The sequence below is a fragment of the Spirillospora sp. NPDC127506 genome (genome assembly GCF_040302145.1).
GTDB lineage: Bacteria > Actinomycetota > Actinomycetes > Streptosporangiales > Streptosporangiaceae > Spirillospora.
The window spans coordinates 28,515-45,373 of sequence record NZ_JBEORG010000048.1; the positions used below are offsets into that span (position 1 = coordinate 28,515).

Genomic DNA, 16,859 nt, shown 5'->3' on the forward strand with positions numbered 1-16,859 from the left:
GCCCGAGGCCCGATCCGGGTGACGGGCCGGGTTCCAGCCGAAACGGTCGAGATGCCGCAGCGCGGACGTGCCGGCGAGCCGCCACATGGCGGCCTGCCGCCACGCGGCGGACCGGGCACCGGGCACGCGCCTCATCCCCGGTAGTGCCGCTCGACGCCGTCCGGCAGGACGAGATACGCCTCGCCGTCGATGATCTCCGCCGTGGGCTCGTGCACGACGATCTCGCGCCGCGCGGCCAGCACGTCCGCCACCGTGTCGAACTCCGCCAGCTCGGCCAGCGTCGCGACCGTCGGCGGCAGCATCATCCACTCGCCCTTCGCCGCGCGCTCGGCCGCCTCCGCGGGACGCACCCAGGCGACCTCGTCGGCCTCGGTGCTGACGTCCCTGGCCCGCTGCCCCTCCGGCATCGCGGCGACGAAGAAGCGGGTGTCGTAGCGCTTCGGCTCGATCGCCGGGGTGATCCAGTGCGCCCACGGGCGCAGCAGGTCGGCGCGCAGCACGAGGCCGCGCCGGTCGAGGAAGCCGCCGAACGACTGGGAGCGGTCCAGCAGCGCCCGCCGGTCGGCCTCCCAGTCGTCGCCGCGGGTGTCGTCCACGACGGTCTCGCCCGTCGGCCCGGCCAGCAGGACCAGAGTCTCCTCGAACGTCTCCCGGACCGCCGCGCACACCAGCTCGCGGGCCAGCGTCTCGTCCGCCTTGAACGCCGCGCCCCACTCGGCGGGCGGCGGCCCGGACCAGGCCAGGTCGGCCTCGCCGTCGCGCGGGTCGACTGACCCGCCCGGGAACACGTAGGCGCCCGGCGCGAACGCCATCGACCGGACGCGGCGCAGCATGAACGCCTGCAGCCCGTGCCGGTCGTGGTCGCGGAGCACCACGACGGTCGCCGCGTGCCGGGCCGGAGCGGGCTCGGCCCGGCCCGCCCGGATGTCCTCGATCCGATCCCGGAAGCTCGCCGGCAGCTTCAGCCCGTGCACAGTGCCCATGGCGAGTCATTCGGACATACCGAATGGCGTTCCGTCAAGCCTCGGTCCTACTCGACCTCGGCGATGAGCTCCACCTCGACGGGCACGTCCCGGGGCAGGGCGGCGACGCCCACGGCGCTGCGCGCGTGCTTGCCCGCGTCCCCGAACACCTCGACGAGCAGGTCGCTCGCCCCGTTGACCACCTCCGGCTGCCCGGTGAAGTCCGGCGCGCTGGCGACGAACCCGAGGACCTTCACGATCCGGACGACCCGCGACAGCTCGCCGACCTCCGCCTTGAGCGCCGCGACGCAGTTCAGCGCGCAGATCCGCGCCTGCCGGGCGGCCTCCTCCGCGCTGACCTCGGCGCCCACCTTCCCGGTGGCGCCCAGCTCGCCCTTCACCAGCGGGATCTGGCCCGCCGTGTAGACGAGCGAGCCCGTCCGCGCCGTCGGCACGTACGACGCGACCGGCTGGACGACGTCCGGCAGCTCGATCCCCAGCTCCCGCAGCCGCTCCTCGGGGGTGCTCATGACTGGACCTCGCGCTTGAAGTAGGCCACGAGGTTCTCCGGGTTCGGGCCCGGCAGGACGGTGACGAGCTCCCACCCGTCCTGGCCCCAGTTGTCAAGGATCTGCTTGGTCGCGTGCACCAGCAGCGGAACGGTCGCGTACTCCCACTTCTTCATGGCGTTCACCCTAGCGACGCGCCTGCTGGAACCTCGTTCGACCTTGCCTTGGCCGAGGTCGCGTCATAGCGTTCGCGGGCGTCGTGCACGTCGTCCATGTGGCGGTTCGCCCAGTCGATCATCGTGGCGATCAGCGGGACGATCCGGTCGCCCAGCGGCGTCAGCGCGTACTCGACCTGCACCGGGACGGCCGGGGTGACCGTGCGCGCCACGAAGCCGTCCCGCTCCAGGGAGCGCAGCGTCTGCGTGAGCATCTTCGCGCTGACGCCCGGCATGGCCCGGCTGACCTCGGCGTACCGGCGCGGCCCCCGCGCCAGCTCCCACAGGATCAGCGTGCTCCACTGCTTGCCGACGACGCCCAGCAGCTGGTTCATCGGGCACGCCTCCATGAAGGCGCCGAACGCCTCCCGCTCCTTCTCGCGGCGCTGCGCCGCCGTCATCGTCGCCATGCTGCGGGCTCACCTCCGGGTACCGAACGCACTCGGAGGTAACTTCTTCCGGACGTGCGCTGTTCCGACGACAGTGATCGGTGCGGGGGTCCTCCCGCGTCATCCCACTTCACGCAAGGAGTACCGGCATGCGCGCGATCATCGTCACGGCGCCCGGCGGGCCGGAGGCACTGCAGGACGCCGACGTCCCGGAGCCCGTCCCGGGGCCCGGCCAGGTGCGGATCAGGGTCGCGGCGGCGGCCGTCAACCCGGTGGACGCCGCCGTCCGCTCCGGCGGGCTCGCCGGCGCCGGCCTCATGGCGTTCGGCACGCGCCCGGCGTTCGGCATCGGGATGGACGTGGCCGGCACGGTCGACGCCGCCGCCCCGGACGTCACCGGCCTCGCGCCCGGCGACCGGGTCATCGGCCTGCAGGACCGGCTGGACGTCCCCGTCGCCGGCTACGCGGAATCGATCGTCCTCGACGCCTCCGCCGTCGCGCACGCACCCCGCTCGGCGTCACCGGCCGAGGCGGCGACGCTGCCGCTGAACGGCCTGACCGCCCTGCAGGCGCTCGACCTGCTCGACCTTCCGCCGGGGGCGACGCTGCTGGTCACGGGCGCCGCCGGCGCCGTCGGCGGCTACGCCGTCGAACTCGCCGCGCACCGCGGGCTGCGCGTCGTCGCCTCCGCCTCCGCGGCGGACGAGGAACTGGTGCGGGGCCTCGGCGCGGAGATGTTCGTCAGCCGCGACGCCCACCTCGCGGACGCGGTGCGCGCACTCGTCCCCGGCGGCGTCGACGGGGCCGTGGACGCGGCGCTCCTCGCCGCCGCGGCGCTCGACGCCGTCCGCAACGGCGGCTCGTTCGCCGCGGTCAACGGCGGCCCGGCCGTCCCCGTCCCGCTGCGCGGGATCACCGTCCGCAACGAATGGATCCGCGCGGACGCCGCGCAACTGGCCTACCTGGCCGACCTCGTGGACAGGGGCCGCCTCACCCTCCGCGTGGCCGACACCCTGCCCCTCTCGGAAGCCCGCAAGGCCCACACCCGCCTGGAATCCGGCGGCCTCCGGGGCCGCCTGGTCCTGATCCCCTGACCGCGCCTCTTGATCCCACGGCCGGCCCTGGAGAACGGGCGTCCCGCAGTCTCGGGCGCCGTAAGGGGATCGGACGGATGCTCGGCGCGGAGGGGCGCAAGTCCACGTCGAGCACCCTCAGCAGCCGCTGCCCCGCCCTGCCGACCCCGGCCAACGCGTCCCGCCGAACGGCGCGCCCAGGTCGAGACCGCAGGCTCAGCAGGAATCAGACGGGCGCTCGGCGCGGAGCATGACGCGGCGGAGAAGGTCGGAGAGGGTACGGCGCTCATCCGGGTCGAGCACGCCCAGCAGCCGCTGCTCCTCCCTGCCGACGCCGGCCAACGCGTCCCGCCAGGCGGCGCGCCCGGCGTCGGTGAGTTCGACGATGACGCGGCGGCGGTCGGCGGGGGACGGCGTCCGCCGGACGAAGCCGCGCCGCTCCAGGGCGTCCAGCCGGCCGGTGATCGAGTTGGGCGGCATGCCGAGGTCGGCGGCGAGCTGGGACGGCGCGGCGGTGCCGTGCCGTCCGGCGAGCGCGTGCAGCGTGTCGTACTCGTGCCAGTGCAGGCCGATCGCTACGAGCGACTCCTCGCGGACCTGCTTGAGGTGCCGGACGAGGTACCCCATCCGGGTGACGGCGCCCTCGATGTCGGGATCGAGGTCGGGCAGGACCGGCGTCCACCGCGCCACATGCTCGTCTACCCGGTCTCGCGCCGTGTCGCCCATGCCGACGATCCTAGCGTCGCCTTCGACAGCGAATAATTCGTTGACGAATAGTTCGGTACCGAACTATATTCCACGGCATGGCTCACCCACTGCGCGGCCGGGACTTCCGGCTGCTGTTCGCCGCGCGCGTCCTGTCCATGACCGGCGACGCCGCCGTGCCCGCGGCGCTCGCGCTCGCCGTGCTGCGCGCGACCGGCTCCACCTCCGCGCTCGCGCTCGTCCTCGGCTGCGCGATGGCGCCGCGGCTGCTCCTCCTCCCGGTCGGCGGCGCCGTCGCGGACCGCTTCAACACGCGGGCCGTAGCCCTGACCACCGACCTCGCCGGCGCCGCCGCGCAGCTGTTCGCCGCGCTCGAACTCCTCGGCGGCGAGCCCCGGCTCTGGCATCTCGCCGCGGCCCAGGTGATCGGCGGCGCGGCCTCCGCCTTCCAGATGCCGACGATCTCGCCGCTGATCACCGGGACCGTCGAGCCGTCCGGGCTGCACAGGGCGAACTCCCTCATCGGCGCGGCCAACGGCGCCACCCGGCTCGCCGGTCCCGCGGTCGCCGGGACGTTCGTGCTGACCGTCGGCCCGGGCTGGACGTTCCTGCTCGACTCCGCGTCCTTCGCCGCGAGCGCCGCGCTCCTCGCGATGACGCGCGTCCGGAACGTCCCGGTGCCCCGGCGCCCGCTGCGCGCCGACCTCGCCGAAGGCTGGTCGGAGGTGCGCTCCCGCGACTGGTACTGGACGAGCCTGATCGCGCACGGCATCTGGAACGGCGCCTCCGCCGTCCTGCTCACCCTCGGCCCCGCCATCGCGGTCGAGCGGCTCGGCGGCGAGGGGACGTGGATCGCCACCGTCCAGACCGGCGCCGCCGGGCTCCTCGCCGGGGCGCTGATCGCCGGACGCGTCCGCCCGCACCGTCCCGTCCTGGTCGCGAACGCGGGCCTCGCCACCCTGGCGCTGCCCCTCGCCCTGCTGGCGGTGACCGCACCCGCGCCGCTGGTCGTCGCGTCCTACGGGCTGGCGATGACCGGGCTGGGCGTTCTCAACCCGACATGGGAGACCGTCGTCCAGAAGAGCATCCCGCCACACGCCCTGGCGCGCGTGACCTCCTACGACTGGCTGCTCTCCCTGGCCGCCGCCCCTCTGGGCTACGCGCTGGCTCCGTGGGCGGCATCAGAGTGGGGCGCATCCACCCCCTCTTGACCGCGGCCCTCCTGGTGGCCGCCGCGTGCCTCGGCACGACGGCGATCCCCGGCGTCCGCCACCTGACCACGCACGCCCCCGCAAAGCCCCTGCAACCCACCGCCTAGCCGCACAGCAGGCCCGGACGCCCGGAGAACGAACGCAAGCGGCCCCGATCTGCACGCCCGCAAGCCACTACCTGGCGCTTTGGAGGCCCGCTGCTTGGCCAGGCGTGTCAGCTGGGTCGGCGGGTTTCGTGGGAGCGGTCGGGTGCCAGGTCGGACGCGGGGTCGCCGCTCGTAATGCCGCGGCGGTCGTCGGACGACGAGGACTCGTGCTTCGGCTCGTCCAGGCCAAGGACCGGCGGGACGTCCTCGGCCGACTGCAGCGACGAGGGCTGCTCCGCCGCCTTGGCCAGGTCCTCCTCGGCCCTGGCGAGGCGCTCGGCCAGGCCGGGCTTGTCCTTCTCGTCGCCGGCCTCGGACTGCCGCCCGGAACCGCCGGCGGCCCGCTCGAAGAACCGCAGGATCTCCACCGGCAGCGGCATGACCAGCGTGCTGTTCTTCTCGGCGGAGACCTCCACGACCGTCTGCAGCAGCCGCAACTGGAGGGCCGCCGGGTCCTGCGACATGATCTCCGCCGCGGCGGCGAGGCGCTTGGACGCCTGGAACTCGCCGTCCGCGGTGATGATGCGGGCGCGGCGCTCCCGCTCCGCCTCGGCCTGCCGGGCCATCGAGCGCTTCATGCCCTCGGGCAGCGAGACGTCCTTGATCTCGACCCGCTCGATCAGCACCCCCCACGGGCCCTCGGTGATCTCGTCCATGATCACCCGGAGGCGCTTGTTGATCTTCTCGCGCTCGCCGAGCAGCTCCTGCATGTCGGCCTGGCCGATCACCGACCGCAGGGACGTCTGCGCCACCTGCGACACCGAGTGCCCGTAGCTCTGCACGTTGACGATCGCCTTCACCGGGTCGACCACCCGGAAGTAGACGACGGCGTCGACGCGGACGCTCACGTTGTCCTGGGTGATGCCGTCCTGCCCGGGCACCCCCATGGTGATCGTCTGCCGGCTGACCTTCTGCATCCGCTCCATGATCGGCACGATCGCGGTCAGGCCGGGCTCGCGCACCGCGCGGGGACGCAGCTGCCCGCCCCGCTGGACCTGCCCGAACCGGAACACGACCCCGTGCTCGTACTGCTGCACCACGCGGACCGACGACGCCAATACCAGCAGGCCGCCGACGAGGATGATGAGCAGGATGATGAGTGCCACCGCTTCCATCACGGGCACCTTTCTCGCGTGGACGGCCGGGCCCGGGGATCGCCCGGACGCCGGCGGAACTCTGAACCCGCGAGGATCCAGACGGAACCGCCCGCGGACGGCTCACGTTTCCCAGCTAACCGCGCGGGCACGCCCGTGTACAACGCCAGCACGGATGATCTTGCACGGAACCGTGTCAGGGATCACTTGCATACGGGCGGGCGCCCTCTGAAGTGTTTGTCGAGTGAACGATATGGTCGATCGGGTGAGCGCGAGAGACACCGACTGGGACGGCGTACGCCTCCATGTGGTCACCGGGAAGGGCGGCACGGGCAAGACGACCGTCGCCGCCGCCCTCGCCCTTGCCCTGGCCGCCGGGGGACGCAAGGTCCTGCTCGTCGAGGTCGAGGGACGCCAGGGCATCGCCCAGCTCTTCGACTGCCCGCCCCTCCCGTACGAGGAGCGCCGCGTCGCGGTCGCCCCGGACGGCGGGGACGTGTACGCGCTCGCCGTCGACACCGAAGAGGCGCTCATCGAGTACCTCGAGATGTTCTACAACCTCAAGCGCGCCGGGAAGGCGATGACCAAGCTCGGCATCGTCGACTTCGTCACCACCATCGCCCCCGGCCTGCGCGACGTCATCCTCACCGGCAAGACGTCCGAGGCGGTGCGCCGCAAGAAGAAGGACGGCGCCTTCGTCTACGACGCCGTCGTCATGGACGCCCCGCCCACCGGCCGCATCACCAAGTTCCTGAACGTCAACGAGGAAGTCTCCGGGCTCGCGAAGGTCGGCCCCGTCCGGAACCACGCCGACACCGTGATGAAGGTCGTCCGCAGCCCCGAGACCGCCGTGCACTTCGTCACCCTCCTCGAAGAGATGCCCGTCCAGGAGACGATGGACGGCATCCGCGACCTCACCGCGGTCGGCCTCCCGGTGGGCGGCGTCATCGTGAACATGGAGCACGAGCCCGTCCTCAGCGAGGACGACCTCGCCGCGGCCGCCGCCGGCACCCTCGACACCGACGAGATCGTCCGCGGCGTGAAGGCGGCCGGCCTGGAGCACGACGCCGAGCAGATCGCCGCCGTCCTCGCCGCCGAGGCCGCCGACCACGCCCGCCGCACCGCCCTCCAGCGCCGCGAGAAGGAGCGCCTCGACTCGATCGACCGCCCCCGCTACACCCTCCCGATGCTCTCGGACGGCATGGACCTCGCCGGCCTCTACGACCTGGCCGCCGCCCTCCGCGCCCAAGGCGCCGCATGACCACCCGCCCCGCGGCCCGGAGGCGCCTCCCGCCGGCCCCACCTGACCACGCCGCAGAACCGAGGAAGCGCGACCGGGCACCGACCGGCGCCGCGTCGCGGCCGGGCGTCTCCTGGGTCGCCTCGGCGGCGACGCACACGACGAAACCCGCCGCGGTACGCCGGCGTGCGGAGCGAGCCCGGCGGGTCGCCGGACGCGGAACGGCAGAGGTGAATCGATGAGCCCGACCAGCAAGACTCCTCCCGTCCTGGACGTCGACGCGCTGCTCGACGACCCGCGCACGAAGATCATCGTGTGTTGCGGTTCCGGCGGGGTCGGGAAGACGACCACGGCCGCGGCGCTCGGGGTGCGCGCCGCCGAGCGGGGGCGGGACGTCGTCGTCCTCACCGTGGACCCGGCGCGGCGGCTCGCCCAGTCGATGGGGCTGTCGGAGCTCGACAACAACCCGCGCAAGATCGAGATCGAGGGCGACGGCGAGCTGCACGCGATGATGCTCGACATGAAGCGCACCTTCGACGAGATCGTCGAGGCGCATGCCGACCCCGACCGCGCGAAGCAGATCCTCGCCAACCCCTTCTACCAGTCGCTGTCGTCCAGCCTGTCGGGGACGCAGGAGTACATGGCGATGGAGAAGCTCGGGCAGCTGCACCGCTCCGGCGCCTGGGACCTGATCGTCGTGGACACGCCGCCGTCCCGGAACGCCCTGGACTTCCTGGACGCCCCGGAGCGCATGGGCCGCTTCCTCGACGGCCGGTTCATGAAGATCCTCGCCGCGCCGGCCAAGACCGGCGGCCGCTTCGGCGTCAAGGTGATCAGCGCCGGGTTCGGCATGTTCACCGGGGCCATCAACAAGGTCCTCGGCGTCCAGCTGCTCCGCGACGTGCAGACGTTCGTCGCCGCGTTCGACACGATGTTCGGCGGGTTCCGGGAGCGCGCCGAGAAGACCTTCAAGCTCCTGCAGACCCCCGGCACCGCGTTCCTCGTCGTCGCCGCCCCGGAGCCGGACGCTCTCCGCGAGGCGTCCTACTTCGTGGAACGCCTCGCCGAAGAGCGCATGCCGCTCGCCGGGCTCGTCGTCAACCGCGTCCACGAGTCCGCGGGCGACGCGCTGTCCGCCGCCCGCAGCCAGGCCGCCGCCGAGACGCTGGAGGAGCGCGGCGAGCACGCGCTGACCGCGGCCCTGCTGCGCCTGCACACCGACCGCATGCAGCTGGCCGCCCGCGAGGAGCGCCTCCGCGACCACTTCGCGTCCGCGCACCCGACCGTCCCGGTCACGGCGGTCCCCGCCCAGGCCGAGGACGTCCACGACCTGGACGGCCTCCGGCAGGTGGGCGAGGACCTCGCCGCCCCGACCTCGGCCCCCACCGCCGCCTGACCCGTCCCATGCGTCCTCCCCGGAGCCGGTCGTTCCCTGCCGCCTCCACGGTGGCCCCGGCTCCGGGCGCGCACCACTAGAACTCGCTTCTGTGGATAACCTGCCCGCCGCCGCGGGGGGCTATTTGGCGTCCTTCGGGACGTACAGGCGGATGTCGTCCACATATGCCGAGCCCTCGTAGTAGTTGAGGTGCGGGTCGCCGATGATGAAGGAGTCGGGGTAGGCCGAGCCCTTGGGCCAGGTGTGCTCGGTGACGTACGTCCCGGCAGGGCCCTTGTGGAGGAGCCGCCGGTCGAAGCGGCCGTCGTACTCGCCCGGCGTCTGGTTGTAGTGCCAGATCGGACGGCCGTCCTCCACGAAGTCATGGTGGACCCGCAGCGTGGCCTGCCCGATGTGGAGGAACGGGCCGCTCATCTCCAGCGTGTACCCGGTGGCGTCGCGCTCCACGGCGAAACGGTACGCGGCCTTCGGCATGAGCTCCGGCCGGATCTCGGCGCTGGCCAGGTGCTCCTTGAACCGTCCGCCGGGGCCGTACGGCTCGTCCATGGAGACGTTCCCGCAGGCCGTCTTGATGTAGTACTCGTTGCTGATGTTGTTGTTGGCGGCCTCGCGGAACTTGTCGCCCCGCACGAACAGCGCGTTGATGCCGTTGAAGGTGCCGTCGAACGTCCGGTAGATCTTCCCGGTCTTCGGGTTGCAGGTCCCGGCGTTCTTCCAGCGGGCGTCGTCGCTGTAGTAGCCGTCCATGATGACCTTGCGCCGGTAGTGGATGCCCGGGTTGCCGTGCGGCGCGGGCGTCGCGTAATCGAGGATCGTCAGGTAGTAGAACCCGTTCTCCCTCGTCACGTCCGGGTACTGGCAGCGCGACTTGCCGGGCAGCGCGCCCTGGAACGTCCACGGGTAGCGGGTCTTGCACGGCTCGCGCCGGTAGCCGTTGTGCTTGCCGCCGTAGTCGAACGTGCCGTGCCGCTTGCCGCCGAAGTCGATGCCGCGCAGCGTCATCTCCACGCGGTAGCGCGGCGGCAGCGGGCGCGTGGGTCGGATCAGCACCCCGGCGTCCCAGCTCGGCTCGGAGATCCGCGCGACCTTCTGCCCGCCCGGCAGGGACGCGCTGGACAGCCCCGGACGCGAGTCGGGACGGCCGTCGCGGTCCTTGTCGACGGCCGCGATCTCGGCGGTCAGCCATCCGCCGCGGCCGAACTCGACGCGCTTGCGGAACACGTTCAGGGTGGCCAGCTGCTTCTTGAACAGGGGGCCGCTGATCTTCGTCCACGCCTCGCCGTCGTCGTCGAACGCGTCGACGTTCCACGGGCTGTGCGGCCCCTGCGGGTCGAGGCGCCACGTGGCGCCGTCGATTCGCAGCGGCCGGTCGAAGCCCTCCTGGGCCATCAGCACCCACGGCCCGGTGCGGTCGGACGCGGTCCCCGCGGCGGCCGGCCAGGCCGCGGACGCCGCGGCGGTCGCTCCGGCGGCCACTCCGGCGGCCGCGACGGTGATCTTCCAGCGTCCCCTCAAGACGTGCCCCCTCGGTCCGGTGAACGAAGGCGCGCCGCCTCCCAAGATCGGCACGCCGGCACGGACACTACGGTGATCACGGCCCCGACCTGCGGCGATGCGCTGCACGGCGGCGCTATCTTGATCGTCCCTTGGCGAACTCCGAGGGGACGCTCATGCCCGGAGGCCAACGATCCGAGCGCCGGTCACGCCTCCGGAACCATGCTCCGCCCAGCAACGGACGACCCGCTCCCCGGAAGCACCGCCGAGCCGGAAACAGGACGCGGCCGCGGGCCCGCACCGCGAAAACGGTGCGGGCCCGCGGCCACGCTTTATTGGACTGTGCCGCTGCCGGACGCCAGGACGAGCCGCGCACGGCCCGCCCCGAAGGTCAGCTGGCGACGAGCTCCTGCTCGTCCTCCGTCTCGACCGACCGCTCGTACTCCTCCTTCGCGGTCTCCAGCAGGTCGCGCCAGGACCGCACGTCCGGCCGCCGCCGCAGCAGCGCCCGGCGCTCGCGCTCGGTCATCCCGCCCCAGACGCCGAACTCGATCCTGTTGTCGAGGGCGTCGGCGAGACACTCCGTCCGCACCGGGCAGCCGCGGCAGATGAGCTTGGCCCGGTTCTGCGCCGCTCCCTGCACGAACAGGGCGTCTGGGTCCGCGTTACGGCAGGCGGCGCGGGCGGTCCAATCCGTGATCCACATCTTGGCCCCACTCCCCTAGGGTCTGTGTCGATTTGCGCTCCTTGGCCGGACGGGCGCGGACGTCAGGCCGCCAAACGAAAGCCGTGGGGAAGAACTTACGGAAGCGAGGGACGTTTCAACAGCCCCCGATGGGCCCATTCTCGATATAGCCCACCGGGGCCATACCGCCGGAACGGACTAGTTACCTGTAGTTGACGCGCCAGACACGACGCAGGTTGTCATGATGAGGGCATACCGGACGAACGTCTCACCCGGAGCGGCCGGCGGCCGGAATCACCGGCGGACGCTGGGGGACGTGTCCCTAATGCACCTCTCGTCCCGCGTACCCTAGACCCCGTGCGCGTTGCGAAAACAAACCGGGTCAAGGATGCCTCCACCCTGCTCAAGCTGCTCGGAGCGGCAGGAGTGGCGGGCCTCATCGTCGCCCTCATCGCGCTGCCGGCCGTCGGCAGCGCCGGGCTGACCGCCCGCGACGCCGCGAACAACTTCGACGACATGGACAGCCAGCTGAAGACCGCCCCGCCGTCCGAGAAGACGGTGATGTACTCGGCGGACGGCAAGCAGGTCGCCACGTTCTTCGACAAGTACCGCGAGTCCGTCCGGCTCGACCAGGTCGCGCCCATCATGCGCAAGGCCATGATCGACATCGAGGACTCGCGGTTCTACGAGCACGGCGCGCTCGACCTGAAGGGCACCATCCGCGCACTGGCGTCCAACGTCGAGTCCGAGCAGACGCAGGGCGGGTCCACGCTGACCCAGCAGTACGTCAAGAACCTGCTGGTCGACAGTGCCCGGACGCAGAAGGAGTACCGCGACGCGACGGCTCCCACGGTCGGACGCAAGCTCCGCGAGCTCCGCTACGCGCTCGACATCGAGCAGCGCATGACGAAGGACCAGATCCTTGAGGGCTACCTCAACATCGCCTACTTCGGCGCGGGCGCGTACGGGGTCCAGGCGGCCGCGAAGCGCTACTTCAGCGTCCCCGCGTCCAAGCTGAACCTGGGCCAGGCCGCACTGCTCGCCGGCATCACGCAGAACCCCACCGCCTACGACCCCATCCGCAACCCGAAGGACGCCCGTCACCGGCGTGACGTCGTCCTCTACCGGATGGCTCAGCTCGGGCACATCACCAAGGCGCAGGCCGACGAGGAGGCCGCCAAGCCGATCCAGCTGAACCGCACCGACCCGGTCGGCGGCTGCCAGACCAGCAAGGCGCCGTACTTCTGCGAGTACGTCAAGTACGACATGCTCAACATCCTGTCGGACGGCAAGTACTGGTCGCTCAAGCCGAAGCAGCAGCAGAACATCGTCAACGAACTGAACCGGGGCGGCTACACGATCCGCACCACGATCGACATGAAGAAGCAGCGGGCCGTCGACAAGACGCTCCGCAGCAACGTCGCCCCGGGCGGGAACCGCGTCGCGGCGGAGGCGATGGTCGAGCCCGGCACCGGCAAGATCAAGGCGATCGGCGTCAGCAAGCGGTTCGGCCCCGGCAAGGGCCGGACCACCATCAACCTCGCCGCCGACTACTTCCACGGCCGCAACAACGGGGTATCGGCCGGCTCGACCTTCAAGGTCTTCACCCTCGCCGCCGCCATCGACCAGGGCATTCCGGTCAGCACGACCATCAACTCGCCGCAGACCGCGACGATCGGCGGATACCAGCCGTGCCGCTACACCGGGACCTGGAAGAACAAGAAGTACGACAACGACCTGATCGGCGGCGGCCCGCCCTGGACGGTGTCCAACGCGGGCGACAGCGAAAAGGGCAACTTCAACCTCAAGACCGGCACCTGGCACTCGGTCAACACCTTCTACGCCTACCTGGAGAAGCGCGTCGGCGTCTGCAACGCGGTGAAGATGGCGGAGAAGTTCGGGATGAAGCAGGGCAACGGGAACCCGCTCCTGCCGATCCCGTCCCAAGTCCTCGGCGTCAACGACATCGACATGGTGCACCTCGCCGCCGCGTACGCGGGCTTCGCGGCCCGCGGCAAGTACTGCGCGCCCATCTCCATCACCGAGGTCGTCGACCCGCAGGGCAAGAAGCTGAAGCTGCCCAAGCAGGACTGCCACCAGGCCCTGGACGAGGACGTCGCCGACAAGGTGAACTCGATCCTGCAGGGCGTCCTCACCAAGGGCACCGCCGCCGGGCTCGGCATCGGCCGCCCCGCCGCCGGCAAGACCGGAACCTGTGAAGAGTTCACCTGCGCCGTGTTCGCCGGCTTCACCCCGAACCTCGCCGCCGCCGTCGCCTACTGGGACTACCGCGGCCCCTGGCAGTACAAGGTGTACGGCGTCTACGGCGCGACGATCCCCGGCCCCCTCTGGCGGACCTCGATGCAGCGGGCCCTGGCCGGCGAGCCCGCCCCGGGCTTCCGCACCCCGTCCCGCGACTTCGGCGACACCACCCGCGTCCCGAAGGTGAAGGGCGCGACCGTCGCGGACGCCAAGTCCAAGCTCGCGGCGGCCGACCTGCAGGCCAGGGTCGCGTCCGGATCCGTCGACTCGGACCAGCCGCGCGGGACGGTCGTGTCCACGTCACCCGACGCGGGCACCGAGGTCCCGCCGGGCACCACGGTCATCCTGTACATCAGCAGCGGCAAGAAGCCCGCACGAGGCCACGACGACTGACCCGCAGGGCCCGGCGCTCCCGCCGGGCCCTCCGTCATTCAGCGAGCTGCCGCTTGACCTCGGCCGCGACCCGGCCGCCCTCGGCGCGCCCCGCGACCTTCGGGTTCACGACCTTCATGACCTGCCCCATCGCCCGCGGCCCGGCCGCGCCCGTCTGCGCGATCGCGTCCGCCACCAGCGCGGTCAGCTCCTCATCGGACAGCTGCGCCGGGAGGTACTCCTCCAGCACCGCGCCCTCGTCCCGCTCCGCCTGCGCCTGCTCCTCGCGCCCCGCGTCACCGAACGCCGCCGCGGCCTCGCGGCGCTTCTTCGCCTCCCGGGCGAGCACCTTGACGACCTCGTCGTCCGACAGCTCGCGCGACTGCTTGCCGGCGACCTCCTCGTTCTTCACCGCGGTCAGCGCCATCCGCAAAGTACGCGTGCGCACCTCGTCCCGGGCCTTCATCGCGGACGAGAGGTCGGTCTCCAGCTTCTCCTTCAGGGTCATGCCGAACATCATGCCCGTCCGGCACCTTCTGCCTCATCAGGATTACCGCGCGGTGCCCATCTCTGAAAGCATGGGACCCTGAGAAGGGAGAGTCGTGCGAAAGATCTACGCCGTGCCCCTGGGCCTCCTGGGCGCGGGGGCCGCGACCTTCGGGTACGCCTCGGTGATCGAGCGGAACTGGTTCCGCCTACGCCGCGTCGACGTGCCGGTGCTGCCGCCAGGCCGTCCGTCGGTGAAGATCCTGCACATCTCCGACGCGCACCTCACCCCCGGGAGGACGCGCCTCATCCACTGGGTCCGCTCCCTGGACGCCCTGGAGCCCGACCTCGTCGTCAACACCGGCGACACCCTCTCCCACCGCGACGCGATCGGCCCCTTCCTCGAAGCCCTCGGCCCCCTCCTCGACCGTCCCGGCGTCTTCGTCTACGGCTCCAACGACCTCTTCTCACCGATCTTCAAGAACCCCCTGCGCTACGTCTGGCGGACGAGCAAGTCCGACTACGAGCGCAACCACCGCGAACCCGACCTCCCCTACCGCGAACTCGGCTCCGCCCTCCAGGCCGCCGGCTGGCTCGACCTCAACAACCGCATTGGCCGCCTCAAGGTGGGCGAGCTCGACGTCGAGTTCGGCGGCATCGACGACTCCCACATCGACCGCGCCCGCTACGACAAGATCGCCGGCCCCGTCGACCCCCAGGCCGACGTCCACATAGGCGTCATGCACAGCCCCGAGCCCCGCAACCTCGACCGCTTCGCCGCGGACGGCTACGACCTCCTCCTCGCCGGCCACACCCACGGCGGCCAGGTCTGCGTCCCCTTCTACGGCGCCCTCGCCACCAACTGCGGCATCGACCGCCCCCGCGTGAAGGGCCTCCACAGGCACCGCGGCTCCTGGCTCCACGTCTCCGCGGGCCTCGGCACGTCCCCGAAGGCCCCGATCCGCTTCTGCTGCCCCCCGGAGGCGTCCCTCCTCACCCTCGTCCCCCGGTGAACTGGCAGACCGCCACCCTGCTCGCCACCCTCTACGACTATGCCGTCCAGACCCGCACACTCGCCCGCATAGGCGCCCGCGTCCTCTGGAACTACGACATAGCCAACCTCCGGGGCGCAATCGCCGCCCAGGACCCCAACGCCCTGACCCTCGACATCCCCTGCGGCGGCGGCCTGGCAGTCGGCGACAACCCCCGCCACATAGCGGCCGACATCTCCCGGCACATGCTCACCAGAGCCCGCCGCAAGACCCGCACCCTCCTCCAGGCGGACATCTACGCCTTGCCCTTCCCGCCCTCCACCTTCGACGTCTGCGTCACCTACAACGGCCTCCACTGCCTGGACGACCCCGCCGCAGCCCTGCGCGAACTGGCCCGAGTCCTACGCCCAGGAGGCACCCTGACCGGCACGACCCTCGTCCGAGGCGCCGGCCGAGACCCCCTCATCACCGCCATGCAACGCGCAGGCATCTTCGGCGCCCCCGGCACGGCAGCCGACCTCCGCACCTGGCTGACCACCGCCGGCCTGACCGCCATAGAGCTCACCCCGTCGGGCGCCGTGACCGGCTTCACAGCCCGTAAATAGGGACGCAGCACCCCTCACCATCCGCTACAGTGGTCTAGGCGCCGGGAGCACGTACGACCTCCCGGGCAGCCACCACCGGGGTGTAGCGCAGCTTGGCAGCGCGCTTCGTTCGGGACGAAGAGGTCGTGGGTTCAAATCCCGCCACCCCGACAGAAACCGCCATCTCAGAGGCCGGATCTCCACCACGGAGACCGGCCTCAACCTCTTTCCTCCGTCATCCACCCGCGAACTCCGCCCCCACCCACGGACACCGTCCACCCCGAACCAGCACCGCGCGGACCTGCTCAACCGCCCCCATGTTCAGATCTGCGGCCCGTTCGCTTGCTCCAGGTGACCCGTCCGGACGTACCCAGAGCTGCCCGACGCATGACCATCGCCAACCCCCATGCCGCAACAGGCCCAGGCTCCTCGGTGGGGGCAATTTGCCGGGATTGTTCCCCTCGGTGCCCTGGTTGGGTCGGCCGGCGGGCTTGTGGGGAGCGCCGTGTCGACTGGCCGTCAGGTCGATCGTTCTACCCAGCCGTACTGCTCAAGCCGCTCGCGCGCCTTCTGGCGGTCCGCGTCAGTGAAGAGTTCCTCATACTCTGGGCGCAGAACGTGAGCTTCCACGCTGAGATCCAGCCGACCGTGGTTCCAGAGGGTTGTGAATCCATCCGAGGGCGTCTCGGACCAGAGGAGTTGCTTGGCCGCGGCCAACCCGCCTTCGTTGCTGACCATCTGCAGGAACCGAGTGGCGTTGTACCCCAGCTCTCGCTTGGCCGTCTGATAGATCGCAACCATGGCCCGATGGAATTCGCGCTCGCGTTCGTCCATTCTTCTCTCCTACGCCAGAGGCCGGTCGGTCGCTCTCTCCAACATCATCCTCAGACAAAGGCTCCGTGCCACCCGCGACTTGGTGACCAGCCTCCTGCTGTCCGGCCGAAGGTCCTGTCGACGACGCGTGAAAACTGACCCCCAGGCGACGGCCGAAATCTGACCCCTTTGCTGTCACTGTGGAGGGTGATCAAGGTGGAGGACTGGGCG

The 16,859-nt window shown here is 71.3% G+C and carries 17 protein-coding genes and 1 tRNA gene; 8 read left to right on the top strand and 10 right to left on the bottom strand.

The features are described 5' to 3' along the window. Nucleotides 1-131: 131 nt before the first annotated feature. From ABTW95_RS30910 to ABTW95_RS30925, 4 genes are read right to left on the bottom strand one after another with little or no spacing between them, the layout of a single operon-like run. Nucleotides 132-983, bottom strand: coding sequence for an NUDIX hydrolase (locus ABTW95_RS30910; protein WP_396449744.1), 852 nt, complete (start codon nucleotides 981-983; stop codon nucleotides 132-134). A gap of 47 nt (nucleotides 984-1,030) precedes the next feature. Continuing rightward, nucleotides 1,031-1,492 carry a RidA family protein gene (locus ABTW95_RS30915; RefSeq protein ID WP_396449743.1) on the bottom strand — a complete coding sequence of 154 codons (462 nt, stop codon included), beginning with the start codon at nucleotides 1,490-1,492 and terminating at the stop codon, nucleotides 1,031-1,033. After that, nucleotides 1,489-1,647, bottom strand: coding sequence for a Sp36 family protein (gene sp36, locus ABTW95_RS30920; RefSeq protein ID WP_021591512.1), 159 nt, complete (start codon nucleotides 1,645-1,647; stop codon nucleotides 1,489-1,491). The genes ABTW95_RS30915 and sp36 overlap by 4 nt, the downstream gene beginning before the upstream one ends. 5 nt (nucleotides 1,648-1,652) lie before the next feature. Beyond that, nucleotides 1,653-2,096, bottom strand: a complete 444-nt coding sequence (locus tag ABTW95_RS30925) for a winged helix-turn-helix transcriptional regulator (RefSeq protein WP_396449742.1) — start codon at nucleotides 2,094-2,096, stop codon at nucleotides 1,653-1,655. A 128-nt stretch (nucleotides 2,097-2,224) separates the two neighbouring features. Between ABTW95_RS30925 and ABTW95_RS30930 the strand changes: the two genes are divergently transcribed. Then, a complete protein-coding gene (locus ABTW95_RS30930) occupies nucleotides 2,225-3,169 on the top strand; it encodes an NADP-dependent oxidoreductase (RefSeq protein ID WP_500228158.1) in 945 nt (314 codons plus the stop codon). A 195-nt stretch (nucleotides 3,170-3,364) separates the two neighbouring features. Here the strand turns inward: ABTW95_RS30930 and ABTW95_RS30935 are convergent, their stop codons facing one another. Beyond that, complete coding sequence (locus ABTW95_RS30935; RefSeq protein ID WP_500228159.1) at nucleotides 3,365-3,874, bottom strand: MarR family winged helix-turn-helix transcriptional regulator; 510 nt, start codon at nucleotides 3,872-3,874, stop codon at nucleotides 3,365-3,367. A gap of 77 nt (nucleotides 3,875-3,951) precedes the next feature. Here ABTW95_RS30935 and ABTW95_RS30940 point away from each other — a divergent pair, with 77 nt between their 5' ends. After that, nucleotides 3,952-5,064: an MFS transporter gene (locus tag ABTW95_RS30940; RefSeq protein WP_500228160.1), complete on the top strand. Its 1,113-nt coding sequence runs from the start codon at nucleotides 3,952-3,954 to the stop codon at nucleotides 5,062-5,064. A gap of 214 nt (nucleotides 5,065-5,278) precedes the next feature. On the opposite strand, the gene ABTW95_RS30945 is transcribed toward ABTW95_RS30940, so the two are convergent. Further along, a complete protein-coding gene (locus tag ABTW95_RS30945) occupies nucleotides 5,279-6,325 on the bottom strand; it encodes a slipin family protein (protein ID WP_500228161.1) in 1,047 nt (348 codons plus the stop codon). Nucleotides 6,326-6,569: 244 nt separating this feature from the next. Here ABTW95_RS30945 and bagA point away from each other — a divergent pair, with 244 nt between their 5' ends. Both bagA and bagB read left to right on the top strand, forming a co-directional pair. Next, the gene (gene bagA, locus ABTW95_RS30950; protein ID WP_396446355.1) at nucleotides 6,570-7,565 is read left to right on the top strand and encodes an ATPase BagA; all 996 of its coding nucleotides are present in this window, start codon (nucleotides 6,570-6,572) and stop codon (nucleotides 7,563-7,565) included. Nucleotides 7,566-7,782: 217 nt separating this feature from the next. Beyond that, the gene (gene bagB / locus ABTW95_RS30955; RefSeq protein ID WP_396446356.1) at nucleotides 7,783-8,940 is read left to right on the top strand and encodes an ATPase BagB; all 1,158 of its coding nucleotides are present in this window, start codon (nucleotides 7,783-7,785) and stop codon (nucleotides 8,938-8,940) included. A gap of 120 nt (nucleotides 8,941-9,060) precedes the next feature. On the opposite strand, the gene ABTW95_RS30960 is transcribed toward bagB, so the two are convergent. Then, nucleotides 9,061-10,455: a hypothetical protein gene (locus tag ABTW95_RS30960; protein ID WP_500228162.1), complete on the bottom strand. Its 1,395-nt coding sequence runs from the start codon at nucleotides 10,453-10,455 to the stop codon at nucleotides 9,061-9,063. 370 nt (nucleotides 10,456-10,825) lie between these two features. After that, complete coding sequence (locus tag ABTW95_RS30965) at nucleotides 10,826-11,140, bottom strand: WhiB family transcriptional regulator (RefSeq protein ID WP_396446358.1); 315 nt, start codon at nucleotides 11,138-11,140, stop codon at nucleotides 10,826-10,828. Nucleotides 11,141-11,476: 336 nt separating this feature from the next. Here ABTW95_RS30965 and ABTW95_RS30970 point away from each other — a divergent pair, with 336 nt between their 5' ends. Further along, complete coding sequence (locus tag ABTW95_RS30970; protein WP_396446359.1) at nucleotides 11,477-13,774, top strand: penicillin-binding protein; 2,298 nt, start codon at nucleotides 11,477-11,479, stop codon at nucleotides 13,772-13,774. A 34-nt stretch (nucleotides 13,775-13,808) separates the two neighbouring features. Here ABTW95_RS30970 and ABTW95_RS30975 read toward each other — a convergent pair whose 3' ends face one another. After that, nucleotides 13,809-14,261, bottom strand: a complete 453-nt coding sequence (locus ABTW95_RS30975; RefSeq protein WP_396446360.1) for a GatB/YqeY domain-containing protein — start codon at nucleotides 14,259-14,261, stop codon at nucleotides 13,809-13,811. Nucleotides 14,262-14,355: 94 nt separating this feature from the next. Between ABTW95_RS30975 and ABTW95_RS30980 the strand changes: the two genes are divergently transcribed. The 3 genes from ABTW95_RS30980 (at nucleotide 14,356) to ABTW95_RS30990 (ending at nucleotide 15,986) form a co-directional block, all read left to right on the top strand. Further along, a complete protein-coding gene (locus ABTW95_RS30980; protein WP_396446361.1) occupies nucleotides 14,356-15,252 on the top strand; it encodes a metallophosphoesterase in 897 nt (298 codons plus the stop codon). Continuing rightward, nucleotides 15,249-15,836, top strand: coding sequence for a class I SAM-dependent methyltransferase (locus ABTW95_RS30985; protein WP_500228163.1), 588 nt, complete (start codon nucleotides 15,249-15,251; stop codon nucleotides 15,834-15,836). Before ABTW95_RS30980 ends, ABTW95_RS30985 begins: the two co-directional genes overlap by 4 nt. A gap of 76 nt (nucleotides 15,837-15,912) precedes the next feature. Then, nucleotides 15,913-15,986 (top strand) — tRNA-Pro (locus ABTW95_RS30990). A gap of 348 nt (nucleotides 15,987-16,334) precedes the next feature. Here ABTW95_RS30990 and ABTW95_RS30995 read toward each other — a convergent pair. After that, nucleotides 16,335-16,649, bottom strand: a complete 315-nt coding sequence (locus ABTW95_RS30995; RefSeq protein WP_500228164.1) for a hypothetical protein — start codon at nucleotides 16,647-16,649, stop codon at nucleotides 16,335-16,337. Nucleotides 16,650-16,859: the final 210 nt, after the last annotated feature.